Source organism: Kitasatospora sp. NPDC057904, from assembly GCF_042887925.1.
Classification (GTDB): Bacteria; Actinomycetota; Actinomycetes; order Streptomycetales; family Streptomycetaceae; genus Kitasatospora.
This window is the reverse complement of sequence record NZ_JBHVOL010000007.1, coordinates 370,913-393,868: the sequence shown is the minus strand read 5'-3', so window position 1 is coordinate 393,868 and position 22,956 is coordinate 370,913. Positions and strand designations below refer to the sequence as shown.

Below are 22,956 nucleotides of genomic sequence, written 5' to 3'. Positions count from 1 at the left end.
GGATTGGAGAGGCCCTCGATGCGCCGCCGCACACCCGCCGAGCTGGTCGGGGCCGAGCCCGGGCCCGCCCACCACATCGACTTCGACGGACGGCCCGTGCCCGCGCTGCCCGGCCAGTCGATCGCCGCCGCGCTCTGGGCCGACGGCGTCCTCGCCTGGCGCACCACCCGGGCCGGCGGGCGGCCCCGCGGGGCGTTCTGCGGGATCGGCGCCTGCTTCGACTGCCTCGCCACCGTCGACGGCCGCCCCAACCAGCGCACCTGCCTGCTCCCCGCCGAGCCCGGCACCACCGTCACCACCCAGGAGGGCCACGGCCGTGCCGACCTCGCCGTCTGAACCATTCGAGCCGTTCGAGCCGTCAGGTCCGTCAGCGCCGTCAGGGCCGGTCGAGCCGCCGGAAGCGGCGCAGCCCTTCCCGTACGACCTCGCGGTGATCGGGGCCGGCCCGGCCGGGCTCGCCGCCGCCGTCACCGCCGCCGACCTCGGGCTGCGCTGCGCGCTGCTCGACGGGGGCCGGCAGACCGGCGGCCAGTACTACCGCCACCCCGCGCCCGGCCTCCGGGCCGCCCGGCCCGACCGGCTGCACCACGGCTGGTCCGTCTACGCCGACCTGGCCGGCCGGCTCGCCGCGCACGAGCGGACCGGGCAGGTGCGCTTCCTCGGCGGCCACCAGGTGTGGGCGCTGGAACGCACCGGCGACGGACTCGCCGCGCACGTCACCCTCGGGCCGGAGGCCGGTGACCGGACCACCGTGCGGGCCGCCGCCGTGCTGCTCGCCACCGGCGCGTACGAGCGGCAGCTGCCCTTCCCCGGCTGGACCCTGCCCGGGGTCGTCACCGCGGGCGGCGCCCAGGCCATGCTCAAGGCCGGGCTGGTGCTGCCCGGCCGGCGGATCGTCGTGGCCGGCAGCGGGCCGCTGCTGCTCGCGGCGGCGTCCTCGCTGGTCACCGCCGGGGCCGAGGTGCCCGCGGTGGTCGAGGCCGGCGACTACCTCGGCTACGCGCGGCGCCCCGGCGTGCTGGCGGCCGTTCCCGCCAAGCTCGTCGAGGGCGCCGGGCACGGCGGCGCGCTGCTGCGCCACCGGGTGCGGCTGCGCCCGCGCAGCGCCGTCGTCGAGGCGCACGGCACCGACCGGGTCACCGCCGTCACGGTGGCCCGGCTGGACGCCGACTGGCGGCCGGTGCCCGGCACCGGCCGCCGGATCGCCTGCGACGCGCTCGCCGTCGGCCACGGCCTGCTGCCGCAGATCGAGCTCGCGACCGAGCTCGGCGCGGACACCGTGACCGGCCCGGACGGCGCGGTCGCGCTGCGGGTGGACGCCCGGCTGCGCACCAGCGTCCCCGGCCTGTGGTCGGCGGGGGAGACCAACGGCGTGGGCGGCGCGGACCTCGCGGTCGCGGAGGGCGCGCTGGCCGCGCACGCGGTCGCCGGCCGCACCCCGGAGCCGGCGCTACTGCGCCGCCGGGCCCGGCGGCGGGCCTTCGCCGCCCTGATGGCCGCCGCCCACCGGCCCGGCCCCGGCTGGACGGACTGGCTGCGCCCGGACACCGACGTGTGCCGGTGCGAGGAGGTGCCGGTGGCGGCGATCCGGGAGGCGGTGGACGAGCTGGGCGCGGGGGACCCGCGGACCGTCAAGCTGCTGACCCGCGCGGGGATGGGGTGGTGCCAGGGCCGGATGTGCGGTCCGGCGGTGGCCTGCCTGTCCGGCGCCGGCGGCGCCTCCGGTCACGGGGGAGCGGGGCCCGACCGGCGGCCGTTCGCCTGCCCGGTGCCGCTCTCGCAGTTGGCGGCCGGCGACTGAGCCGGGCCCGACCGAACACGGGGGCCGGGGACTCTTGTCTCCGGCCCGTCCCCACTAATAAAATGTCACACCTCACCAAGGAGTCATCATCGTGTCCCACACCCCGCACGACACCACCCGGCCCTGGCGCGGCATCATGGTCGCCACCGCGATCCCGCTGCGCCAGGACCTCTCCGTCGACTACGACGCCTACGCCGAGCACGTCCGCTGGCTGATCGACAACGGCTGCGACGGCGTCGTCCCCAACGGCTCGCTCGGCGAGTACCAGACGCTCACCGACGACGAGCGCGCCCGCATCGTCCGGGTGGCCGTCGAGGCGGCCGGCGACGGCGCCCGCGTCATGCCCGGCGTCGCCGCGTACGGGAGCGCCGAGTCCCGCCGCTGGGCCGAGCAGGCCGCGGAGGCGGGCGCCGGCTCCGTCCTGCTGCTGCCGCCGAACGCGTACCGGGCCGACCACGACGCCGTCCGCGCGCACTACGCCGAGGTGGCCCGGGCGGGCGTGCCGGTCGTCGCGTACAACAACCCGATCGACACCAAGGTCGACCTCGTGCCCGCGCTGCTCGCCGAACTGCACGCCGAGGGCTCGATCGTCGCGGTCAAGGAGTTCAGCGGCGACGTCCGCCGGGCCTACGAGATCGCCGAACTCGCGCCCGGGCTCGACCTGCTGATCGGCGCGGACGACGTGCTGCTGGAGCTCGCGCTGGCCGGCGCGGTCGGCTGGATCGCCGGCTACCCGAACGCGCTGCCGGAGGCCTCGGCGGCGCTCTACAAGGCCGCCGTCGCGCACGACCTGGAGACCGCGCTGCCGCTCTACCGGGCGCTGCACCCGCTGCTGCGCTGGGACTCCAAGACCGAGTTCGTCCAGGCCATCAAGCTCTCGATGGACATCGCCGGGCGCCCCGGCGGGCCCGTCCGGCCGCCGCGGCGGCCGCTGGGGGCCGAGGCCGACGCGGCCGTCCGGGCCGCCACCGAGAAGGCGCTGGCCGAGGGCCTGTCCTGAATCCGTAGCCGACGAGCCGGCTGACGGGGCAGCCGGCCCATCCTCCGAGGGAGTTCCGACACATGCGCAGCCGTCACGTGTTCCACGCCGTCGACTCGCACACCGAGGGCATGCCGACCCGGGTCGTCACCGGCGGGTTCGGTGTCGTCCCGGGTGCCACCATGGCCGAGCGCCGGGTGCACTTCCAGCAGCACCTGGACCACTTCCGCACCCTGCTGATGTACGAGCCGCGCGGGCACGCCGCGATGAGCGGCGCGATCCTGCAGCCGCCGACCCGGCCGGACGCCGACTACGGGGTGCTGTTCATCGAGGTCTCCGGGCTGCTGCCGATGTGCGGGCACGGCACGATCGGTGTCGCCACCGTGCTGGTGGAGACCGGGATGGTGCCGGTCGTCGAGCCGGTGACGACCGTGCGGCTGGACACGCCCGCCGGGCTCGTGGTCGCCGAGGTGCGGGTCGAGGACGGCGCGGCCAAGGCCGTGACCATCCGCAACGTGGCCTCGTACGCCGTCGCGCTCGACCGCAAGATCGACGTGCCCGGGTACGGGACGGTCAGCTACGACCTCGCCTACGGCGGCAACTTCTACGCCATCCTGCCGCTCGCCGAGTTCGGGCTGCCGTTCGAGCGCGAGCGCAAGCAGGACATCCTCACCGCCGGGCTGGCCCTGATGGACGCCATCAACGCCGGCCCCGAGCGGCCGGTGCACCCGGAGAACCCGTCCTTCCACAGCTGCCACCACGTGCAACTGCTCGCCCCCGGCTCGACCGCCGAGCACTCGCGGCACGCGATGGCCATCCACCCCGGCTGGTTCGACCGTTCGCCGTGCGGCACCGGCACCTCGGCGCGGATGGCGCAGTTGCACGCGCGCGGCGAACTGCCGCTCGGGCGGGACTTCCGCAACGACTCCTTCATCGGGACCACCTTCACCGGGCGGCTGGTCGAGGAGACCGAGGTGGCCGGGCGGCCCGCGGTGGTGCCGACCGTCACCGGGCGGGCCTGGGTGACCGGCACCGCCCAGTACTTCCTCGACCCCACCGACCCGTTCCCCGCCGGCTTCCTGCTGTGACGGAGCCTGCTGTGACGCTCCACCCGAAGGGCTTCTGGCTGTGACCATCACCTCGTACAACCCCGCCGACCCCGCGGACCTCGTCGTCGCCGTCGACGAACCCGGCGCCGACGCCGTCCGGGCCGCCGTCGCGCGGGCCCGCGGCGCCCAGGCGCGGTGGCTCGCCGCGGGCGCCGGTGCCCGGTCGGCCGCGCTCGGCCGGATCGCCGACGCGGTCGAGGCGCACGCGGAGGAGCTGGCCTCGCTGGTCGTGCGCGAGGTCGGCAAGCCGCTCGCCGAGGCGCGCGGCGAGGTCGCCAGGACGGCGGCGATCTGGCGGTACTACGCGCAGGCGCCGTACGCGCCCTCCGGGGCCGTGCACGAGACCGCCGGCGGGCCCGGGCTGCTGCTCACCCGGCGGCGGCCGCACGGGGTGGCCGGGCTGATCGCGCCGTGGAACTTCCCGCTGGCGATCCCGAGCTGGAAGGCCGCGCCGGCGCTGGCGGTCGGCAACGCCGCGGTGCTCAAGCCGGCCCCGGAGGCGACCGCGTGCGCGCTGCGGCTGGCCGAACTGGTGGCGCTCGCCGGGCTGCCGGCGGACGTGCTCACGGTGCTGCCGGGCGGCGCGGAGGAGGGCGCGGCGCTGGTCGACGCGGCGGACGTGGTGTCGTTCACCGGCTCCACCGGGGTCGGCCGGGCCGTCGTGCGGGCGGCCACCGAGCGCGGCGTGCCCGTGCAGGCCGAACTCGGCGGGCTGAACGCGGCGCTGGTGCTGCCGGACGCCGACATCGCGCAGGCCGCCGGGCACATCGCCGCCGCCGTCGCCGGGTACGCGGGGCAGAAGTGCACCGCCACCAGCCGGGTGATCGCGGTCGGCGAGGCGTACGAGCCGCTGCGGGACGCGCTGGTCAAGGCGCTGGAGGCGGCGGACGACGCGGTCTGCGGGCCCGTCATCAACGCCGCGGCCCGGGACCGGCTGACGGGGGCCGTCGAGTCGGCCGTGGCCGCCGGGGCCGAACTGCTCACCGGCGGACGGGTGCCCGCGCGGGCCGGCTGGTACGTCGAACCGGCGCTGCTCACCGGGGTGCCCGCCGAACACCCGCTGGCGCGCGAGGAGTTCTTCGGCCCGGTCGCCGTGCTGCACGCCGCGCCCGACCTCGACGCGGCGATCGCGCTCGCCAACGACACCCCGCACGGCCTCGCCACCTCGGTGCACAGCCGCAGTCTGGACGTCGCCCTGGCGGCCGCCGACCGGCTGGACGCGGGCATGATCCGGATCAACGCGCCGTCCAGCGGCGTCGACTTCCACCTGCCGTTCGGCGGCGCCAAGGGCGCGAGCCACGGGGAGCGCGAGCAGGGGCAGGCGGCGCTCGACTTCTACACCGTCGGGCGGACGGTCAGCGTGCTGCCCGCCGGGGGTGTGTGATGTACGTCCGGACCGTCGACTACCACACGGCCGGCGAGCCGTTCCGGATCGTGCTGGACGGCGCCCCGGTGATCCCCGGGGACAGCGTCGCCGAGCGGCGGGCCATCGCGATCGGCGCGGGCGGCAGTGCCACCGCGCCCCGGCCGGGTGCGCTGGACGACGTCCGCCGGCTGCTCGGCCGCGAACCGCGCGGGCACGCCGGGATGTACGGCGGGTTCCTGGTGCCGCCGGACGACGACGAGGCGCACCTGGGCGTCCTGTTCTGGCACAAGGACGGCTACTCGACGGCCTGCGGGCACGGCACCATCGCGCTCGGCGCGTGGGCGGTCGACTCCGGGCTGGTCGCGGCCCCCGCGGACGGCGTGGCGCGGGTGCGGATCGACGTGCCGTCGGGGCGCGTCACGGCCCTCGTCCACCGGGCCGGCGGGCGCACCACCGGGGTGACCTTCCGCAACGTGCCGTCGCGGGTGAGCGCGCCGAAGCTGGCGGTGGCGACCTCGCGCGGCACCGTGGAGGTCGCGGTGGCGCACGCCGGGGCCTGCTACGCCTCGGTGTCGGCGGCGGCGCTGGGCCTGACCGTCGACACCGCCCGGCTGCCGGAACTCACCGCCGCAGGGCGGGAGATCAGGCGGGCGCTGGAGGGTTCGGAGGCGGTGGCGCATCCGTCGGACCCGCGGCTCTCGGGCGTGTACGGGGTCGTGCTGTACGACGAACTCCCCTGGGACGGCGAAGGGTTGAGCCAGCGGAACGTCACCGTCTTCGCGGACGGGCAGATCGACCGCTCGCCCTGCGGCTCCGGCACCTCCGCCCGGCTCGCGGTGCTCGCGGCCGAGGGGCGGCTCGCGCCGGGCGAGGAGCTGCGGCACGAGTCGGTCATCGGGACGGTGTTCCACGGGCGGGTGCTGCCGGGCGGCGACCCGCTGGGCTCCGGCGTCGTCACGGAGGTGACGGGGACGGCGCACCGCACCGGGGAACACGGATTCGTGCTGGAAGAAGGGGACGGGCTCGGGGCAGGATTCCTGCTGTGACTTCTTCTGACGCGAATTACTCCGTACCGCCCGGCACGGCGACCGAGCCGCTCCGGTACGCCGTGTCGGGCACCGGGTCCGTCACGCCCGCCCGGGCCGCCGGCGCGGTCGAGCGGATGCTGCTCGACGGGTTCGACCCCGAGGCCGCGCCCGTCCGCACCGGGGTGCCCGTCCCGGCCGGCGAACTGCTGATGATGCCCGCCGCCGCCGGGCGGTACGCGGGCGTCAAGATCGCCGGTGTCGCGCCCGCCAACCCCGGGCGCGGCCTGCCCCGGATCACCGGCAGCTACCTCCTGCTCGACGGGCCCACCCTCCAGCCCGTCGCGCTGCTCGACGGCGCCGCGCTCACCGCGCTGCGCACGCCCGCCGTCACCGCCGTCGCCCTGCGCCGGCTCGCCCCGCCGGAGGCCGCGCACCTCGTGCTGTTCGGCGCCGGGCCGCAGGCGTACGGGCACCTCGACGCGCTGCTCGCGATCCGGCCGCTGACCCGGCTCACCGTGGTCGCGCGCAGCGCCGGGCCCGCCGAGGCGCTGGCCGCGTACGGGCGGGGGCTCGGGCTGGCGGCCTCGGTCGGCGGGCCGGAGGCCGTCGCGGCGGCGGACGTGGTGGTGTGCTGCACCACCGCGCGCACGCCGCTGTTCGACGGCGCGCTGGTGCCCGCGCACGCGGCCGTCGCGGCGGTCGGCTCGCACGAGCCGGACGCGCGGGAGGTGGACGCCGCGCTGGTCGGGCGGGCCGAACTCTACGTCGAGGCGCGGGCGGTGGCGGCCCGCGAGGCCGGGGACCTGATCATGGCGGGGGTCTCCGGACGCCAGGTGTGGAACCTGGCCGAGCTGGTGCGCGGCGACGTCCACGTGCCGGCGGACCGGCCGCGGTTCTTCAAGAGCGTCGGCATGGCCTGGGAGGACCTGGCCGTGGCGGCGGAGGTGCACGCGGGCGGCTGAGGACGGCGGGTTCCGTGGGCCGCCGGCCGTTGTCACGGCCGGCGGCCGCTGCCACGATGAGCTGCGGCTCGAATCGCGGACCGTTGCGCACGCACCGTAACGTGACATTGTACGCTGGTGTTCTGCACCGACCCGGAGGAACACCATGGCCGAGCTCAAGTCCCGCACCCTGATCTCCGTGCAGGAGCGGCTCCGCGACCAGGTCGCCCACGCACTGCGCGCCGCCCTGATCTCCGGGGAGCTGCGCCCCGGCGTCGTCTACTCCGCGCCCGCGCTCGCCGCCGACTTCGGCGTCTCCGCCACGCCGGTGCGCGAGGCCATGCTCGACCTCGCCCGCGAGGGCCTGGTGGAGGCCGTCCGCAACAAGGGCTTCCGGGTCACCGAACTCACCGAGCGGGACCTCGACGACTACACCGAGATCCGCGCCCTCATCGAGGTCCCGACCGTCGGCCGGGTCACCCGCACGGCCACCGCCGAGCAGCTGGAGCGGCTGCGCCCGCAGGCCGAGGCGATCGTGGCCGCCGCGCGCAAGCACGATCTGATCGGCTACCTGGAGGCGGACCGCCAGTTCCACCTCGACCTGCTGGGCCTCGCGGGCAACGCGCGGCTGGTGGACGTGGTGGGGGACCTGCGCAAGCGCTCGCGGCTGTACGGGCTGAACCGCCTCGACGAGCGCGGCGAGCTGGTGTCCTCGGCGGAGGAGCACCTGGAGCTGCTGGACCTGATGCTGTCGGGCGACGCGGAGGCGGCGGAGGCCTGCATGACGCGGCACCTGAGCCACGTGCGGTCCCTGTGGGCGAACGGCCAGGAGGCCCAGGAGGAGCCCCGCACGGCGCTGCGGCTGCGGGCGCGGTAGAGGCTAAACCACTCGTTCGGGTGAGGGGTGAAGATCGGGCGTCGGAAGGCGTCTGCGTCCTACGATGATGTTCTCGACATCGGCAGTCAGGAGGAACTCCATGTCCGCCGCAGCAGTGGAAGAACCGATGGGGCAGCTGACGCTGCTCGAAGCCGCCGAGCTGATCTCGAACCAGTTCGCCGGGCATCGGGTCGAGATCGTCGGGAGCCAGATCACCGTGACGCCGCCGCCGGATGTTTCGCACGGTAAGTCGCTGAGTCGCCTCATGCGGGTACTTTTTGCGGCCGGCCTCGATGGGGACGAGGTCGACGTTCTGCAGAACGTGGGCATCTGGTTGCCGGACGGGCCCTCGGATTATGCGGTGCCCGATCTGTCGATCGTCGATGCCGACATTGATGATCACCTGATCGAGTACAACTGTTACGACCCAGCGGCGTTCCGTCTCGTGCTGGAGGTCACGTCGTCGAACGTCAGTGACGACCTGAAGAAGAAGCCCTTTGCGTACGCCGAGGCTGAAGTGCCCGTCTACGTCATCGTGGACCGGAAGAACCAGCGCGTCATGGTGCTCACCGACCCCAAGGACGGCGAGTACCGGGTACACGCCGTCCATCACCCCGGGCAGTCGTTCACATTGCCGGAGTCGATCGGGGCATCGGTGACGCTAGCGGTGGACGACGTACTGGCTGCGAAGAAGTAGTCAGCCGGCCGTCGTGGACCTCGGCGATCTCGTCGACGGCGGTCAGGTGGGTGCGGTCGTGGGTGACCAGGATCGTCGCCGTCGCGCGCTGGTGGGTGAGGGTGGTAATCAGGTCGAGGACGGCCGCTCCGCGCTCGTGGTCGAGGGCGCTGGTGGGTTCGTCGATCAGGAGGACCTTCGGGTCGTTCATCAACGCCCTTGCGATGTTGACGCGTTGGCGCTGGCCGCCGGAGAGCTGGTGCGGGCGGCGGTGGGCCTGGTCGCGCAGGTCGACGGCGTCGAGGAGTTCGAGGGCGCGGGGGAGGGCGGCGCGCGGGGAGCGGCCGTCGAGGTGGGCCATCACCTGGAGTTGCTCGACCGCCGAGAGGGACGGCAGCAGGTTGGCCTGCTGGAAGACGATGCCGATGCGGGTGCGGCGCAGCGCGGTGAGTTCGGCGCGGGTGAGGCCGGTGGTGTCGGTGCCGTCCACGACGACCCGGCCGGAGTCGGGGGCGATGAGGGTCGCGGCGACGGCGAGCAGGCTGGACTTGCCGGAGCCGGACGGGCCGACCACGGCGGTGATGGTGCCCGCGGGGACGGTCAGGGAGACGTCGTCGAGGGCGGTGAGCCGGCCGTCGCCGTCCGGGTAGGTCAGGGTGACGTGGTCGAGGTGGAGGGTCATCGGGCGCTCCCGAGGGCGGTCAGCGGGTCGACGGAGGTGATCCGGCGGATGGACAGGGCCGCGCCGACGGCGCCGAGGGCGATCATCACGGCGGCGGGCAGCAGCAGGGTCGGGGCGTCCAGGACGAACGGGACGGCGGAGCCGATCAGCGAGCCCGCTCCCAGGGCGATCGCGGTGCCCGCCGCGGTGCCGAGCACCAGCAGCAGGACGGCCTGGCCGAGCGCGTCCCGCAGCAGGTAGCGGGTGGAGGCGCCGAGGGCCTTGAGGACGGCGACGTCGCCGCTGCGCTGGATCGTCCAGACCGTGAAGAACGCGCCGATGACCAGGGCGGAGATGGCGAACAGGAAGCCGCGCATCAGCTGCAGCGAGCCGTTCTCGGAGGTGTAGGAGCCGATCGCGGCGAGCGCGTCGTCGCGGGTGCGGGTCTCGGTGCCGAGGCGGGCGTCGGCCGCGCCGAGGTCGGCGCCCTTCGCGGCGGTGAGAGCGATGACCGTCGCGTGGCCGGTGCCGCCGGGGGCGAACGCCTGCCAGTCGGCGAGGCTGGTCCAGATCACGGGGGTGTGGCTGTAGGCGGCGTCGCCGTCGACGGCGGCGACGGTGAGCGGGTGGCCGGCCATCGTGAAGCCGGCGCCGGCGGTCAGCCCGCCGAGGTTCGCGGCGGCGGTCTTCGACAGCACCGCCTGGCCGGCGGTGATGCGGGCGCCCTGCGGGGCCAGCCCGGAGCCGTCCGGGACGCCGAACGCGGAGAGTGCCGCGGTGCGCTGCCCGGCGGCGGCCTTGGTGGTGGTGATGCCGAGCGGCTGGGCGGAGGTCACGCCCGGCTCGTGCGACCAGGCCTGCCACTGCTCCGGGGTGACCTGGGAGTCGGTGAAGGACAGCTGCTGGCCGTCGGAGGGCCGTCCGAACACCAGGTGGTCGGCGGGCAGGCCGGTGATCGCCGAGACGTTCTGCCGGCCGAGCCCGGCGGTCAGCCCGGACAACAGGCCGACCAGCACGGTGATCAGCACGATGACGGTCCCCATCAGGGCGAACCGCCCCTTGGCGAACCCCAGGTCCCTCCAGGCGACGAACACGACGGGCCTCTCTGCACGAAACGACTGTGTGCCCACACCGTCGCCGGGAAGGGGGCCCGCGGGCATCGCACGGGGGATTGCATCCTCGGCATCGAAGGGCAGAAGCGGAGTTCAACCTTTTGATTGATGCCGGGCCCGCAACGCGGAACTTAGGCTGGACGGATGGCGACCGAACGTTTCCGCACCACCCCCGTCGCCCGCGTCCTCCAGGTCTGCCTGCACCTGCTCGTGGCGGGCCTGCTCGTTCTTGCCGTCGCCCGCGCCTTCACCGGCCGCGACGGCGACCCGGCGTCCGTGACCGCCGCCGCCACCGCCATGGGCGCCGCCTACGCGGCCGGGCCGAGGCTCGCGGTCATCCGCCGCTCGCGCCGGGCGGCCGCGCTGTGGCTCGCGCTGCTCGGCGTCACCTGGGCGGGCGTGCTCGTGGCCACGCAGGACGGGGTGTGGCTGGCGTTCCCGCTGTACTTCCTCGAACTGCACCTGCTCGGCCGCCGGGGCGGACTCGCCGCCGTCGGGCTGACCGCCGCCGCCGCGATCGCCGCGTGGTCCTGGCACCAGCACACCTTCAGCGTGGCCGCGTCGATCGGGCCCGCGCTCGGCGCCGCCGTCGCCACCGCGACCGTCCTCGGCTACCAGGCGCTGTACCGGGAGAGCGAGGAGCGCCGCCGGCTGATCGACGAGCTCACCGCCGCCCGCGCCGACCTCGCCACCGCCCACCACGCCGCCGGGGTGCTCGCCGAGCGCGAACGCCTCGCCCGGGAGATCCACGACACCCTCGCGCAGAGCCTCAGCAGCATCCAGCTGCTGCTCCGGGCCGCCCAGCGGGCCCTGCCGGAGCGCACGGACGCCGCGGCCGGCTACGTCGAGCAGGCCCGGCAGGCCGCCCAGGACAACCTCGACGAGGCCCGGCGCTTCGTCCGCGCGCTCACCCCGCCCGCGCTCGACGGCGACCCGCTGCCCGTCGCGCTGGAGCGGCTGTGCGCCACCACGACGGCGCACAGCGGGCTGCCCGTCCACCTGCACGTCTCCGGGGAGGCGGTGCGGCTGCCGGTGCCGCAGGAGGTCGCGCTGCTGCGGATCGCGCAGTCGGCGCTCGGCAACACCGTCCGGCACGCGCGGGCCTCGCACGCCGAGGTGACGCTCAGCTACATGGAGGGCGAGGTGGCACTCGACGTGTTCGACGACGGGGCCGGGTTCGATCCGGCGGCGCTCCCGGGGCGCCCGGCGCGCGACGACGGCGGGTTCGGGCTGCCGTCGATGGGGGCCCGGGCCCGGGCGCTCGGCGGCACCTTCACGGTGGAGTCGGCGCCCGGGGAGGGCACGGCGCTCGCCGTGCTGCTGCCGGTGCCGGCGGTGCCGCCCGTGCCGCCGGTGCAGCCGGGGTTCCCGGCGACGGAGGTGGGGGCGTGATCAGGCTGCTGCTGGCGGACGACCACCCGGTGGTGCGGGCCGGGCTGCGGGCCGTCCTGGAGGGCGAACCGGACTTCACGATCGTCGGGGAGGCGGCGACCGCCGAACGGGCGGTCGAGCTGGCCTCCGCGGGCGGGGTCGACGTCGTGCTCATGGACCTCCAGTTCGGGCCCGGCTCGGCGATGAACGGTGCCCAGGCGACGGCCGAGATCACCGCCCGCGCCGGGGCGCCGCGGGTGCTCGTCGTCACGACGTACGACACGGACGCGGACACCCTGCCCGCCCTGGAGGCCGGCGCCACCGGGTACCTGCTGAAGGACGCCCCGCCGGAGGAGCTCGCCCAGGCGGTGCGGGCCGCGGCGGCGGGCCGGACGGCGCTCGCGCCGACCGTCGCGGACCGGCTGCTGGAGCGGATGCGGACGCCCGCGGCGTCGCTCAGCAACCGGGAGATCGAGGTGCTGGGACTCGTCGCGGACGGGCTGACCAACCAGCAGGTGAGCCAGCGGCTGCACCTGAGCCAGGCCACGGTGAAGTCGCATCTGGTGCACATCTACACGAAGTTGGGGGTCGACTCGCGCACGGCGGCGGTGCGGGAGGCGCGCGGCCGGGGGCTGATCCGGCGGGCGTAGGGTGGGGCGGGTTCGAACCGTTCTCCGGAGTGGAGGAACCCGCCGATGGCCCGTCTTCTCGATGAACTCGCCGTTCCCGTGATCGCCGCGCCGATGGCGGGCGGGGCGTCCACCCCCGAGCTGGTGGCGGCGGTGAACCGGGCCGGCGGGCTGGGGTTCCTGGCCGCGGGGTACCGGACGGCGGCCGGGACGGCCGAACAGATCGCCGCCGTACGGAAGTCGACCGACCGGGCCTTCGGCGTGAACCTCTTCGTCCCGGCCGCGCCCGGCGATCCGGCGGCGGTCGCGGCCTACCGGGAGCGGCTGCGGCCGGAGGCCGAGAGGTGGGACGTCCGGCTGCCCGAGGAGACCGGGCCGGACCGGGACGACTGGGAGGCCAAGCTCGACGTGCTGCTGGCCGATCCGGTGGACGTCGTCTCGTACACCTTCGGGCTGCCCACGGCGGCGGAGGCCGCGGCCGTCCGCGCGGCGGGGTCGTTCCAGGTGGGCACCGTCACCACGCCCGAGGAGGCGCGGGCGGCGGAGGCGGTCGGCATGGACGCGCTCTGCGTGCAGGGCCCGGAGGCGGGCGGCCACCGGGGCACCCACCGTGTCGCGGACGAGCCGGGAGAGGTGCCGCTGCTCGAACTCCTGGGCACCGTACGGACGGTGACCGACCTGCCGCTGATCGCCGCCGGCGGACTCGGCGACGGCCCGTCCATCGCGGCGGCGCTGCGGGCGGGGGCGGTGGCGGTGCAGCTAGGGACGGCGCTGCTGCGCGCGGACGAGTCCGGCGCGTCCCGGGCCCACCGGGCGGCGCTCACCGGACTGCCGGAGACCGTCGTCACCCGCGCCTTCACCGGCCGCCCGGCCCGCGGCCTGCGCAACGCCTTCATCGACCGTTACGGCCCCTACGCCCCGCCCGCCTACCCCGAGGTCCACCACCTCACCAGCCCCCTCCGCGCCGCCGCCATCCTCCGCGCCGACACCCGGTCCATGCACCTCTGGGCAGGCACCGCCCACCGGCTGGCACGCCCGGGCCCGGCGGAGCAGCTCGTCGCGAACCTCTGGCAGGCGGCGCGGGGGTAGTGCGCCCAGCGCGCGCCGGACGGGGCGTGTCGTCCCTCGCGGGGGTGGATTGAGCGGGAAAGTGCGCGGTAACGTATAAGGGACAACTTACTTTGGGTCCATGTGGGAGATCACACTTATTGGTCCGGTGAACGCCTGGTTCCTGGACATCTCTGCCAAGGATCCGCGCACCGCCCGCCAGATCGCTGAAGCGATCAAGCTGCTCGCCAGGAGGGGGCCGCTGCTCGGGCGCCCGATGGTGGACCGGATCCAAGGGAGCAAGTTGCACAACCTGAAGGAACTCCGACCTGGCTCGGCTGGGCGCTCGGAGATTCGGATGCTCTTCGTTTTCGATGCCGAGCGAGAGGCCATCGTCCTGGTCGCCGGGGACAAGAACGGAGAGTGGTCCCGGTGGTACGACATCAACATCCCGCTGGCGGAAGCTCGCTATGAGCAGTACATCAATGAGAAGGACAAGGGAGCACAGGCATGAAAGGCCGTAGCTGGACCGAGGTGTGGGCCGAGGCGCAGCGCATCAACCCGTGGCTGGCGTCGCCGGAGGCGGAGGCTGAGGGGGCGCGGATCAGGCAGGAGATGCTGGCGCGGATCCGCGGCTACGAGCTGGCCGAGCTCCGGAAGGCGGCCGGGCTGACCCAGAAGCAGGTGGCTGGGCTGATGGGCGTGAGCCAGGCGCGGGTGTCGCAGATCGAGCACGGGCAGGTGGACAGCCTGGACAACCTGCGGGCGTATGCCGCGGCGATTGGTGGCGAGGTCGACGTCACCGTCCGACAGGGGGAGCGGACGATCAAGGTGGCCTGATCGTCCGCCTGTCCTCGCGGTCAACTCAGCAGGTCGGCCATCCAGGACTCGATGGCCTCCGGTGTCCTCGGGAGGGCGCTGGACATCAGGTGGGCGCCGTCGTGCGTGATGACGAGGTCGTCCTCGATACGGATGCCCAGGCCGCGGAGTTCCAGGGGGAGGGTCTCGTCGTCGGGTTGGAGGTAGAGGCCGGGTTCGACAGTGAGGACCATGCCCTCCTCCAGGGTGCCGTCGAGGTAGCGGTCGGCGCGGGCCTGGGCGCAGTCGTGGTAGTCGAGGCCGAGCATGTGGCCGCTGCCGCAGAGGGTGTAGCGGCGGTACAGGCCGTTGTCCTCGGCGAGGGCCTGGTCGGCGGGGATGCGCAGGACGCCCCAGTCGGCGAGGCCTTCGGCGATGACCCGCATCGCGGCGCGGTGGAAGTCGCGGAAGCGGGCGCCGGGGCGCAGGGCGGCGATGCCGGCGCTCTGGGCGGCGAGGACGAGGTCGTAGGCCTGGCGCTGGACGGGGGTGAAGGTGCCGCTCAGGGGCAGGGTGCGGGTGATGTCGGCGGAGTACAGGGTGTCGGTCTCGACGCCGGCGTCGAGGAGGAGCAGGGCGTCGGGGTCGAGGGCGCCGTCGTTGCGGATCCAGTGCAGGACGCAGGCGTGGGCGCCGGAGGCGGCGATGGTGGTGTAGGCGGTGCCGTTGCCCTCGGCGCGGGCGCGGAGGTCGAAGACGCCCTCGATCCAGCGTTCGCCGCGCGGGTGGCGCAGGGCGGCGGGCAGGGCGCGGACGACGTCCTCGAACCCCAGGACGGTGTGGTCGACGGCGAGTTGGAGCTGGTCGACCTCCCAGGTGTCCTTGACCAGGCGCAACTCCGAGAGGACGGCGGCCAGTTCGCGGTCGCGGAGGGCGTCGGCGCCGGTCCGCGGGGAGTCGACGAACGGGTCGGTGCCGGCCAGGACGCGGGTCGGCGGCTGCGGTCCGGTGAACAGCTTGGCCAGGTCGTCGAGGTGTTCGGTGCGCAGGCCGGTGAGCGCGGCGGCCTCGGCGAGGTCGGGGCGGCGGCCGACCCAGAACTCGCCGTAGCGGCGGTCGCGGTAGAACTCGGCGCCGTCGCGCGGGGAGCGGGGCCGCAGGTGGAGCACGGGTTCGTGTCCGGTGGGGCCGGCCGGTTCGAGGACGAGGACGTGGTCGGCCTGGTCCTCGCCGGTGAGGCCGGTGAGCCAGGCGTAGGCGCTGTGCGGGCGGAAGCGGTGGTCGAGGTCGTTGCAGCGGACCTTGAGCCGGCCGGCGGGGACGACCAGCCGCTCGCCGGGGAACGCGGCGGAGAGCCGGGCGTGCCGTCCGGGGAGGCGGTCGTGGCCGGGCGCGCGCCGGTCGGCGGGCAGTGGGCTGGGGGCCCACCGGGTGGCCATGAAGGCGTCGAGGGCGGGGGAGACGGGGAGGTCGTGGCTCCCCGTGTTGAGGTCGGCTTGACGGAGGGTCACCGGTGAACTCCTCGACGTGGCACGGGCGGTAGGGCGCCGGGCGGTAGGGCGCCGGACACAGCTCGGTAACGGGCGGCGCGAGCTCTTGTGCAGTGCAATTTCACATTACTATGTTACGGGTCACACAGCGGAGCGGCCAGACCCGGCCCCCACAGCGGAGTTGCAACATGACCAGGCGCACCCACGCCGCGCTCGCGGCAGCCCTCGCGGCGACCCTCACCCTCGGCCTCGGGGCCTGCACGAACGACAAGAGCGACAGCGGCGGTGACAGCCGGGCCGAGAGCACCAGGGCCCCCGGCGCCGCCTCCGGCTCGATCGTCGGCGGCACCCCGGTGAAGGGCGGCACCCTGACCGTCCTCTCGAACCAGGACTTCGCCCACCTCGACCCGGCCCGCAACTGGACCATGCCGAACATGGACTTCGGCATCCGGCTGCTCTACCGCACCCTGGTCACCTTCAAGGCGGAGCCGGGCGCCGCCGGCAGCGAGATCGTCCCCGACCTCGCCACCGACCTCGGCCGCTCCTCGGACGGCGGGAAGACCTGGAGCTTCACCCTCAAGGAGGGCGTCAAGTACGAGGACGGGACGCCGATCAGGTCCGCCGACATCAAGTACAACGTCGAGCGCTCCTTCGCCCCGGACCTCACCGGCGGCCCCGACTACGCGCAGCAGTACCTGGCCGGCGGCGAGAACTACAAGGGCCCGCTGAACGGCGAGCACCTGGCGAGCATCGAGACCCCGGACGACCGGACCGTCGTCTTCCACCTCAAGCGCCCGGTGGCCGAGTTCTCCTACACCGCGACCCTGCCGACGTTCGCGCCCGTGCCGCAGGCCCAGGACAAGGGCACGCAGTACGACCTGCGCCCGTTCTCCTCCGGCCCGTACAAGATCGAGACCTACGACCGCGGCAAGCAGCTGACGCTCGTCCGCAACACCGGCTGGGACCCGGCCACCGACCCGGTCCGCAAGGCCTACCCCGACAAGATCGTGGTGGTCCAGGGCCTCAAGGGCGGGCAGGTCGACGACCGGATCATCGCGAGCGAGGGTGCCGACGCCTCGGCGGTCGAGTGGATGAACCTGCGCCCGGAGTCGGTCGCGAAGGTGCTGCCCAAGCCGGACGTGAAGTCCCGGCTGATCGCCGAGCAGCAGGGCTGCACCGACATGCTCTACCCCAACACCTCCAAGGCGCCGTTCGACGACCCGAAGGTGCGCGAGGCGTTGATGTACGCGGTGGACCGGGACGCCCAGGTCACCGCGAACGGCGGCCCGGCGATGGGCGACGTGGCCACCGCCTACCTGCCGCCCGCGATGACCGGCGGCACCAAGGTGGACACGCTGAAGATCGCCCCGACCGGCGACCCGGAGAAGGCCAAGCAGCTGCTCAAGGACGCGGGCAAGACCGACCTCAAGGTCTCGCTGACCGTCTCCTCCGGCGACAAGACCCGGGCCGAGGCGCTCCAGCAGTCGCTGGCCAAGGCCGGGATCCAGGTCACCATCACCACCGCCGACCCGTCCGTCTACTACGACACCATCGGTGACACCAAGAACGCGCCCGACCTCGCCATCCTCGGCTGGTGCCCGGACTACCCGTCCGGCGCGACCTTCCTGCCCATGGTCTTCGACGGCCGCACCATCAAGGAGAAGGGCAACCAGGGCAACGTCGAGCAGTTCCGCGACCAGGCCACCTCGGACCGGATCGACCAGATCAGCGCGATGACCGACGTCGCCGAGGCCAACAAGGCCTGGCTCCAGTTGGGCGACGACCTGATGAAGAAGGCGCCGACCGTGCCGATGCTCTGGCAGCGCCGCCCGCTGCTGGCCGGGACGAACGTGGCCGGCGCCTTCGGGCACCCGGTGTGGACCGGTCAGTGGGACTTCGCCACGATCGGCCTCAAGGACCCCGCCAAGAGCCAGGGCTGAGGGATCGTCCGATGACTGCCACCACTGAGCCCGCCGCCACCGAGCCCGCCACCGCGCGGGCGGGGGCGGCGGGCCCCGCGAAGGCCGCCGGGCGCGGGCCCTGGCGGCTCGTCCGGGACCGGCTGTGGGCCCGCGGTTCGGCCCGGTTCGGCCTGGTCACCGTCGCCGTCCTGGTGCTGCTCGCCGCACTGGCCGGCCCGCTGAGCGCGCTCGGCGGCTGGTCCCCCGACGAGTTCGACAAGCGCGCGATCGACCCGTACCTCGGCGGCCAGCCGATCGGGGACTTCGGCGGGATCGGCACCCGGCACTGGCTGGGCGTCGAACCGTCGACCGGGCGCGACCTGTTCGCCCGGGTCCTGCACGGCGGCCAGGTCTCGCTGCTGATCGCCTTCACCGCCACCGCCGTGGTCGTGGCCACCGGCACCCTGGCCGGGATCGCCGCCGGCTACTTCGGCGGCCGGACGGACTCGCTGCTCTCCCGGCTGATGGACCTCACGATGTCCTTCCCGTCCCTGATCTTCATGATCGCGATGATGTCGGTGGCCAAGGACGTCAACCGGATCCTGCTGATCACCCTGGTCATCGGCCTGTTCACCTGGCCCGGCATCGCCCGGGTGGTCCGCGGCCAGACGCTCTCGCTCAAGCACCGCGAGTACGTCGAGGCGGCCAAGGTCGGTGGCGCCCGCCCCTGGCGGATCCTCACCCGCGAGATCCTGCCCAACGTCTCCGGCCCGGTCATCGCCTACACGACGCTGCTCGTCCCCGGCATGATCGCGACCGAGGCCGCGCTCAGCTACCTCGGCGTCGGCGTGCGCCCGCCGACCCCCTCCTGGGGCCAGATGATCGCCGAGAGCATCAACTTCTACGAGACCGACCCGACGTACTTCCTGATCCCGACGGCCTTCCTGTTCCTCGCCGTGCTCGCCTTCACCCTGCTCGGCGACGCGCTGCGCGACATCCTGGACCCCCGGGGAGGCCGGTCGTGATCCTCTACCTCGGCCGCCGGCTGCTCGGCGCGGCCGGCATCCTGCTCGCCATCACCGCCATCACCTTCACCATCTTCTACCTGCTGCCCAGCGACCCGGCCGCGGCGGCCTGCGGCAAGACCTGCAGCCCCGAGCGGCTCGCCGACGTCAAGGCCGCGATGGGCCTGGACCGGCCGGTCTGGGAGCAGTTCGCCGGCTACCTGACCGGCATCTTCGCCGGCCGCGACTACGGCAGCGGCCCCAGCGCCGTGCACTGCGGCTTCCCGTGCCTCGGCTACTCCTACGAGTACTCGCTGCCGGTCTGGGACCTGCTCACCGACCGGCTGCCGGTCTCCGTCTCGCTGGCGCTCGGCGCGGCCGTGCTCTGGCTGGCCCTCGGCCTCGGCACGGGCGTCACCTCGGCGCTGCGCAAGGACACGGCCGTCGACCGCACGCTGATGGTGTTCTCGGTCGGCGCCGCGTCGCTGCCGGTCTACTTCACCTCGATCATGCTGATCTGGGGTGTCGTCAGGACGGCCGGGCTGCTGCCCTACCCGGCGTACCACAAGTTCACCGACGGCCCGGTGCCGTGGGCCTCCAACCTGCTCCTGCCGTGGATCGCGCTCGCCCTGCTGTACGCGGCCATGTACGCCCGGCAGAGCCGCAACTCGATGATCGAGGCGATGGCGGAACCGTACATCCGCACCGCCCGCGCCAAGGGGCTGCCGGGGCGCACCGTCACCGTCAAGCACGGGCTGCGCTCCGGGATGACGCCGATCCTGACCATCTTCGGCATGGACCTCGGCGGGCTGCTGGCCGGCGCCGTCATCACCGAGTCCATCTTCGGACTGCCCGGCGTCGGACGGCTCTTCTACGACGCGCTGGTCCGCTCCGACCAGCCGGTCATCCTCGGCGTCACCCTGCTCGCGGCCTCCTTCATCGTCGCGGCGAACCTGCTGGTCGACCTGCTCTACGCGTTCGTCGACCCGAGAGTGAGGTACTGATGGCCGCCCTTCTGGAAGTCGACGACCTCGGGGTCTCGTTCGACACCCCGCGCGGCACCGTCCGGGCCGTCGACGGCATCTCCTTCACCGTCGACGCCGGGCGCACGCTCGGCCTGGTCGGCGAGTCCGGCAGCGGCAAGTCCGTCACCTCGCTCGCCGTCATGGGCCTGCACCGCGGCGCCGCCGTCACCGGCTCGATCCGGCTGGACGGACGGGAGCTGAACGGGCTCGGCGAACGGGAGCTGGGCACCGTCCGGGGCCGGCGGATCGCGATGATCTTCCAGGACCCGCTGTCCAGCCTGCACCCCTTCTACACCGTCGGCGAGCAGATCGCCGAGCACTACCGGGTGCACTTCCGGGCGGGCCGCCGGGCCGGCCGGCAGCGCGCCGTCGAGATGCTCGCCGAGGTCGGCATCCCCGAACCGGCCCGCCGCGTCGACGAGTACCCGCACCAGTTCTCCGGCGGCATGCGCCAGCGCGTCATGATCGCCATGGCGCTCGCCTGCGAACCCGACCTGCTGATCGCCGACGAGCCCACCACCGCCCTCGACGTCACCGTGCAGGCGCAGATCCTCGACCTGATCGCCCGGATCCAGCAGGAGCGCGGCCTCGGCGTCGTCATGATCACCCACGACCTCGGCGTCGTCGCCCGGGTCGCCCACGAGGTGCTCGTCATGTACGGCGGACGGGCTGCCGAGCAGGCCCCGGTGGACCGGCTGTTCGGCGCCCCCGCGCACCCCTACACCCGCGGCCTGCTCGACTCGCTGCCCCGCCTCGACGACACCGACGACGCCCCGCTGCGGGCCATCCCCGGCAGCCCGCCGTCGCTGATCACCCCCGCCCCCGGCTGCTCCTTCGCACCGCGCTGCGCCCGCACCACCGCCGCGACCGCCGAGGAGCACGCCCGCTGCCTGGCCGAGCGCCCCGAATTCGGCCCGCTCGGCCCCGGCCACCAGGCCGCCTGCCACCTGCCGCTGGTGCCGGAAGGGGTCCTGTGATGGCTCGATCGACGGGTGAAACCCTGCTCTCCGTACGGGACCTGGTGAAGACCTTCCCGGGGCGCCGCAGCCGCACCGGGCGTCCGGGCGCGCCGATCCGGGCCGTCGACGGGGTGTCCTTCGACGTCGGCCGGGGCGAGACCCTGGGCCTGGTCGGCGAGTCCGGCTGCGGCAAGTCCACCACCGGGCGGATGATCGTCCGGCTGCTCGACCCGACCGCCGGCACCGTCACCTTCGACGGCACCGAGATCGGCGGCCTGTCCCAGTCCCGACTGCGGCCGCACCGGCGGCACTTGCAGATGGTCTTCCAGGACCCGTACTCCTCGCTCAACCCCCGGCAGACGGTGGCCCGGATCATCTCCGAGCCGCTGCTGGTCCAGGGGTCGGGCGCAGCCGAGGCACGGAAGCGGGCCGGCGAGCTGATGGAGCTGGTCGGGCTGATCCCCGAGCACCTCGACCGCTATCCGCACGAGTTCTCCGGCGGCCAGGCGCAGCGCATCGGCATCGCCCGGTCGCTGGCCACCTCGCCGAAGCTGGTGATCGCCGACGAGCCGGTGTCCGCGCTCGACGTGTCGATCCAGGCGCAGGTCGTCAACCTGATGGAGGAGTTGCAGCGCGAGCTGGGCCTCGCCTACGTGTTCATCGCGCACGACCTCTCGGTGGTCAAGCGGGTCTGCGACCGCGTCGCGGTGATGTACCTGGGCCGGATCGTCGAGATCGGCGACAAGGCCGAGGTGTACGGCAACCCGGCGCACCCGTACACGAAGGCGCTGCTGTCGGCCGTGCCGCTGCCCGATCCGGCCGCGGAGCGGGCGCGCGAGCGGATCGTCCTGGCGGGCGACCCGCCGAGCCCGGCGAACCCGCCGTCCGGCTGCACGTTCCACCCGCGCTGCCCGAAGGCGCAGGAGGTGTGCCGGACGGAGCGGCCGCTGCTGAAGCTCGCCGGTCCGGGCGGCCGGGAGGCGGCCTGCCACTTCCCGGAGGCCTGACCGGCCCCAGACCCCCGGTCGGGCGCGGTGGGGAACCACACGAGGACCGCGCCCGACCGGGTTCCAGCCGTTCGTTCACCCGGTCATTCGGTCAGGGGTGGCAGCCGGCGCGGGCCCGGCCCCTCGGCGGCCAGTTCGTCGCCGGGGTTGAGCACCCGGCAGCGGCGCAGCGACACGCAGCCGCAGCCGATGCAGCCGGTCAGCTCCGACTCCAGCCGTTCCAGCTCGGCGCGCCGGGCGCGCAGGTGCTCGGCCCACCTGGCCGAGATGCGTTCCCAGTCGCGCTTGCCGGGCATCCGGTCCTCGGGCAGCGCGGCGAAGACCTCGGCCACCTCGGCCAGCGGGATGCCCAGCCGCTTGGCGACCAGGACGAGGGAGAGCCGGCGCAGCACGTGCCGGCGGTAGCGGCGCTGGTTGCCGGTGGTGCGTTCGGAGGAGATCAGGCCCTGCTCCTCGTAGAAGCGCACCGCCGAGGTGGCGATCCCGGCCCGCCGGGCCACCTCCCCGACGCTCAGCAGATCGACCGGTCCGGTGTCCACGGCGGCCCTCCGGGTGCTCGTTGACTTCAAGTCCTCTTGAAGATCCAGCGTACCGGACGTGATCGAACCGGTCGCGGGGCAGCGTGCCGCGGCCCCTGCCGATCAGGGAGGTTGCGCATCGGAACGGTTGCCGTCCGGGCCCCCGGCGGGCCGGCGTGAACTGCTTCCCGGGCTTTCCCGAGCCGTCAGCCGGTGGTGTACTCCACGGCCGTGGTGACCACCGCGAGCACGCCGTACACCGTCGCGAGCGTGGTCCGGCCGGTGGCGTACAGGGCCAGCGCGCCGGTGCCGAGGACCACCAGCTTGAGGACGATCTCGGCGGCGAGCGGCAGCCGGTACTTCGGACCGCCCGCGGCCAGGAACAGGCCCCAGAAGGTCGCCGCCAGGGCGGGCGCGCCGATCCCGAGGAGCAGCCTGGTGCCCAGGGCGGCGCCGGTCTTGAAGCCCCAGTAGCAGAGCGCCGCGAGCAGCGCGAGCTCCAGCCCGAAGGCGACTCCGCCGTTGACCGCGGTCAGCGGCGTCCACTGGCGCTGGTTGACCGGGCCCGGTCTCCGGATCTTCATCTCGTCCACTCTCCCCGTTTCGCCGTCCGGCACGACCGGCGCCCAAACCGGGTGCCGGTCATGCCGGAGTGTG

Annotated in this window: 24 protein-coding genes; 19 read left to right on the top strand and 5 right to left on the bottom strand. The window is 74.1% G+C overall.

What is annotated here, in order from left to right; translation table 11 throughout:
* The first annotated feature begins 18 nt into the window (after positions 1-18).
* The 9 genes from ACFVSN_RS20775 (at position 19) to ACFVSN_RS20735 (ending at position 8,798) form a co-directional block, all read left to right on the top strand.
* Positions 19-336: a (2Fe-2S)-binding protein gene (locus tag ACFVSN_RS20775; RefSeq protein ID WP_380444381.1), complete on the top strand. Its 318-nt coding sequence runs from the start codon at positions 19-21 to the stop codon at positions 334-336.
* 94 nt (positions 337-430) lie between these two features.
* Positions 431-1,801 (top strand): NAD(P)/FAD-dependent oxidoreductase, encoded by a 1,371-nt coding sequence (locus ACFVSN_RS20770; protein ID WP_387956359.1) that lies wholly within the window; start codon positions 431-433, stop codon positions 1,799-1,801.
* Positions 1,802-1,937: 136 nt separating this feature from the next.
* On the top strand, positions 1,938-2,801 hold the full coding sequence (locus tag ACFVSN_RS20765; protein ID WP_380444402.1) for a dihydrodipicolinate synthase family protein: 864 nt from the start codon (positions 1,938-1,940) through the stop codon (positions 2,799-2,801).
* Between the two features lie 62 nt (positions 2,802-2,863).
* Entirely contained in the window at positions 2,864-3,868 is a 1,005-nt protein-coding gene (locus ACFVSN_RS20760; RefSeq protein WP_380444378.1) for a proline racemase family protein, read from the top strand.
* Positions 3,869-3,908: 40 nt separating this feature from the next.
* Positions 3,909-5,273, top strand: a complete 1,365-nt coding sequence (locus ACFVSN_RS20755; protein ID WP_380444376.1) for an aldehyde dehydrogenase family protein — start codon at positions 3,909-3,911, stop codon at positions 5,271-5,273.
* Positions 5,273-6,301, top strand: a complete 1,029-nt coding sequence (locus tag ACFVSN_RS20750) for a proline racemase family protein (protein WP_380444374.1) — start codon at positions 5,273-5,275, stop codon at positions 6,299-6,301. The genes ACFVSN_RS20755 and ACFVSN_RS20750 overlap by 1 nt, the downstream gene beginning before the upstream one ends.
* The gene (locus tag ACFVSN_RS20745; RefSeq protein ID WP_380494379.1) at positions 6,298-7,245 is read left to right on the top strand and encodes an ornithine cyclodeaminase family protein; all 948 of its coding nucleotides are present in this window, start codon (positions 6,298-6,300) and stop codon (positions 7,243-7,245) included. Before ACFVSN_RS20750 ends, ACFVSN_RS20745 begins: the two co-directional genes overlap by 4 nt.
* Before the next feature lie 145 nt (positions 7,246-7,390).
* Entirely contained in the window at positions 7,391-8,101 is a 711-nt protein-coding gene (locus ACFVSN_RS20740; protein WP_380444370.1) for a GntR family transcriptional regulator, read from the top strand.
* A gap of 100 nt (positions 8,102-8,201) precedes the next feature.
* Positions 8,202-8,798, top strand: a complete 597-nt coding sequence (locus ACFVSN_RS20735; protein ID WP_380504699.1) for a Uma2 family endonuclease — start codon at positions 8,202-8,204, stop codon at positions 8,796-8,798.
* Here the strand turns inward: ACFVSN_RS20735 and ACFVSN_RS20730 are convergent.
* Together ACFVSN_RS20730 and ACFVSN_RS20725 are read right to left on the bottom strand one after the other, a co-directional pair.
* Complete coding sequence (locus tag ACFVSN_RS20730) at positions 8,728-9,459, bottom strand: ABC transporter ATP-binding protein (RefSeq protein ID WP_380504702.1); 732 nt, start codon at positions 9,457-9,459, stop codon at positions 8,728-8,730. The genes ACFVSN_RS20735 and ACFVSN_RS20730 overlap by 71 nt on opposite strands.
* Entirely contained in the window at positions 9,456-10,532 is a 1,077-nt protein-coding gene (locus tag ACFVSN_RS20725) for an ABC transporter permease (protein WP_387956358.1), read from the bottom strand. Before ACFVSN_RS20725 ends, ACFVSN_RS20730 begins: the two co-directional genes overlap by 4 nt.
* A gap of 162 nt (positions 10,533-10,694) precedes the next feature.
* Here ACFVSN_RS20725 and ACFVSN_RS20720 point away from each other — a divergent pair, with 162 nt between their 5' ends.
* The 5 genes from ACFVSN_RS20720 to ACFVSN_RS20700 all read left to right on the top strand — a co-directional run bounded on the left by ACFVSN_RS20720 (position 10,695) and on the right by ACFVSN_RS20700 (position 14,437).
* Complete coding sequence (locus ACFVSN_RS20720; RefSeq protein ID WP_380444363.1) at positions 10,695-11,942, top strand: sensor histidine kinase; 1,248 nt, start codon at positions 10,695-10,697, stop codon at positions 11,940-11,942.
* The gene (locus tag ACFVSN_RS20715; RefSeq protein WP_380444361.1) at positions 11,939-12,571 is read left to right on the top strand and encodes a response regulator; all 633 of its coding nucleotides are present in this window, start codon (positions 11,939-11,941) and stop codon (positions 12,569-12,571) included. The genes ACFVSN_RS20720 and ACFVSN_RS20715 overlap by 4 nt, the downstream gene beginning before the upstream one ends.
* 45 nt (positions 12,572-12,616) lie before the next feature.
* Positions 12,617-13,639 carry a nitronate monooxygenase gene (locus tag ACFVSN_RS20710; protein ID WP_387956357.1) on the top strand — a complete coding sequence of 341 codons (1,023 nt, stop codon included), beginning with the start codon at positions 12,617-12,619 and terminating at the stop codon, positions 13,637-13,639.
* 100 nt (positions 13,640-13,739) lie between these two features.
* Positions 13,740-14,111 carry a type II toxin-antitoxin system RelE/ParE family toxin gene (locus ACFVSN_RS20705; RefSeq protein ID WP_387956356.1) on the top strand — a complete coding sequence of 124 codons (372 nt, stop codon included), beginning with the start codon at positions 13,740-13,742 and terminating at the stop codon, positions 14,109-14,111.
* Positions 14,108-14,437 (top strand): helix-turn-helix domain-containing protein, encoded by a 330-nt coding sequence (locus ACFVSN_RS20700; RefSeq protein WP_387956355.1) that lies wholly within the window; start codon positions 14,108-14,110, stop codon positions 14,435-14,437. Before ACFVSN_RS20705 ends, ACFVSN_RS20700 begins: the two co-directional genes overlap by 4 nt.
* Before the next feature lie 20 nt (positions 14,438-14,457).
* On the opposite strand, the gene ACFVSN_RS20695 is transcribed toward ACFVSN_RS20700, so the two are convergent.
* Positions 14,458-15,906, bottom strand: a complete 1,449-nt coding sequence (locus ACFVSN_RS20695; protein ID WP_387956354.1) for an aminopeptidase P family protein — start codon at positions 15,904-15,906, stop codon at positions 14,458-14,460.
* 167 nt (positions 15,907-16,073) lie between these two features.
* Here ACFVSN_RS20695 and ACFVSN_RS20690 point away from each other — a divergent pair, with 167 nt between their 5' ends.
* Genes ACFVSN_RS20690 through ACFVSN_RS20670 form a run of 5 tightly spaced genes read left to right on the top strand, consistent with a single transcriptional unit; the run spans position 16,074 to position 21,781 of the window.
* Entirely contained in the window at positions 16,074-17,825 is a 1,752-nt protein-coding gene (locus tag ACFVSN_RS20690) for an ABC transporter substrate-binding protein (protein ID WP_380494360.1), read from the top strand.
* An 11-nt stretch (positions 17,826-17,836) separates the two neighbouring features.
* Positions 17,837-18,811 (top strand): ABC transporter permease, encoded by a 975-nt coding sequence (locus ACFVSN_RS20685; RefSeq protein ID WP_380444353.1) that lies wholly within the window; start codon positions 17,837-17,839, stop codon positions 18,809-18,811.
* Positions 18,808-19,794: an ABC transporter permease gene (locus ACFVSN_RS20680; protein WP_380444351.1), complete on the top strand. Its 987-nt coding sequence runs from the start codon at positions 18,808-18,810 to the stop codon at positions 19,792-19,794. The genes ACFVSN_RS20685 and ACFVSN_RS20680 overlap by 4 nt, the downstream gene beginning before the upstream one ends.
* Positions 19,794-20,792: an ABC transporter ATP-binding protein gene (locus ACFVSN_RS20675; protein WP_387956353.1), complete on the top strand. Its 999-nt coding sequence runs from the start codon at positions 19,794-19,796 to the stop codon at positions 20,790-20,792. Before ACFVSN_RS20680 ends, ACFVSN_RS20675 begins: the two co-directional genes overlap by 1 nt.
* A complete protein-coding gene (locus ACFVSN_RS20670) occupies positions 20,792-21,781 on the top strand; it encodes an ABC transporter ATP-binding protein (RefSeq protein ID WP_380494352.1) in 990 nt (329 codons plus the stop codon). Before ACFVSN_RS20675 ends, ACFVSN_RS20670 begins: the two co-directional genes overlap by 1 nt.
* An 83-nt stretch (positions 21,782-21,864) precedes the next feature.
* Here ACFVSN_RS20670 and soxR read toward each other — a convergent pair whose 3' ends face one another.
* Positions 21,865-22,320 (bottom strand): redox-sensitive transcriptional activator SoxR, encoded by a 456-nt coding sequence (soxR, locus tag ACFVSN_RS20665; RefSeq protein ID WP_380444345.1) that lies wholly within the window; start codon positions 22,318-22,320, stop codon positions 21,865-21,867.
* A 185-nt stretch (positions 22,321-22,505) separates the two neighbouring features.
* Positions 22,506-22,883, bottom strand: coding sequence for a YrdB family protein (locus ACFVSN_RS20660; RefSeq protein WP_387956352.1), 378 nt, complete (start codon positions 22,881-22,883; stop codon positions 22,506-22,508).
* Positions 22,884-22,956: the final 73 nt, after the last annotated feature.

Bases quoted from the DNA above. Each gene is read 5' to 3' on its own strand.
- ACFVSN_RS20775 (WP_380444381.1), top strand. From the start codon at position 19: ATGCGCCGCCGCACACCCGCCGAGCTGGTCGGGGCCGAGCCCGGGCCC.
- ACFVSN_RS20765 (WP_380444402.1), top strand. From the start codon at position 1,938: ATGGTCGCCACCGCGATCCCGCTGCGCCAGGACCTCTCCGTCGACTAC.
- ACFVSN_RS20760 (WP_380444378.1), top strand. From the start codon at position 2,864: ATGCGCAGCCGTCACGTGTTCCACGCCGTCGACTCGCACACCGAGGGC.
- ACFVSN_RS20750 (WP_380444374.1), top strand. From the start codon at position 5,273: ATGTACGTCCGGACCGTCGACTACCACACGGCCGGCGAGCCGTTCCGG.
- ACFVSN_RS20740 (WP_380444370.1), top strand. From the start codon at position 7,391: ATGGCCGAGCTCAAGTCCCGCACCCTGATCTCCGTGCAGGAGCGGCTC.
- ACFVSN_RS20735 (WP_380504699.1), top strand. From the start codon at position 8,202: ATGTCCGCCGCAGCAGTGGAAGAACCGATGGGGCAGCTGACGCTGCTC.
- ACFVSN_RS20730 (WP_380504702.1), bottom strand. From the start codon at position 9,459: ATGACCCTCCACCTCGACCACGTCACCCTGACCTACCCGGACGGCGAC.
- ACFVSN_RS20720 (WP_380444363.1), top strand. From the start codon at position 10,695: ATGGCGACCGAACGTTTCCGCACCACCCCCGTCGCCCGCGTCCTCCAG.
- ACFVSN_RS20710 (WP_387956357.1), top strand. From the start codon at position 12,617: ATGGCCCGTCTTCTCGATGAACTCGCCGTTCCCGTGATCGCCGCGCCG.
- ACFVSN_RS20705 (WP_387956356.1), top strand. From the start codon at position 13,740: ATGTGGGAGATCACACTTATTGGTCCGGTGAACGCCTGGTTCCTGGAC.
- ACFVSN_RS20700 (WP_387956355.1), top strand. From the start codon at position 14,108: ATGAAAGGCCGTAGCTGGACCGAGGTGTGGGCCGAGGCGCAGCGCATC.
- ACFVSN_RS20690 (WP_380494360.1), top strand. From the start codon at position 16,074: ATGACCAGGCGCACCCACGCCGCGCTCGCGGCAGCCCTCGCGGCGACC.
- ACFVSN_RS20685 (WP_380444353.1), top strand. From the start codon at position 17,837: ATGACTGCCACCACTGAGCCCGCCGCCACCGAGCCCGCCACCGCGCGG.
- ACFVSN_RS20675 (WP_387956353.1), top strand. From the start codon at position 19,794: ATGGCCGCCCTTCTGGAAGTCGACGACCTCGGGGTCTCGTTCGACACC.
- ACFVSN_RS20670 (WP_380494352.1), top strand. From the start codon at position 20,792: ATGGCTCGATCGACGGGTGAAACCCTGCTCTCCGTACGGGACCTGGTG.
- ACFVSN_RS20660 (WP_387956352.1), bottom strand. From the start codon at position 22,883: ATGAAGATCCGGAGACCGGGCCCGGTCAACCAGCGCCAGTGGACGCCG.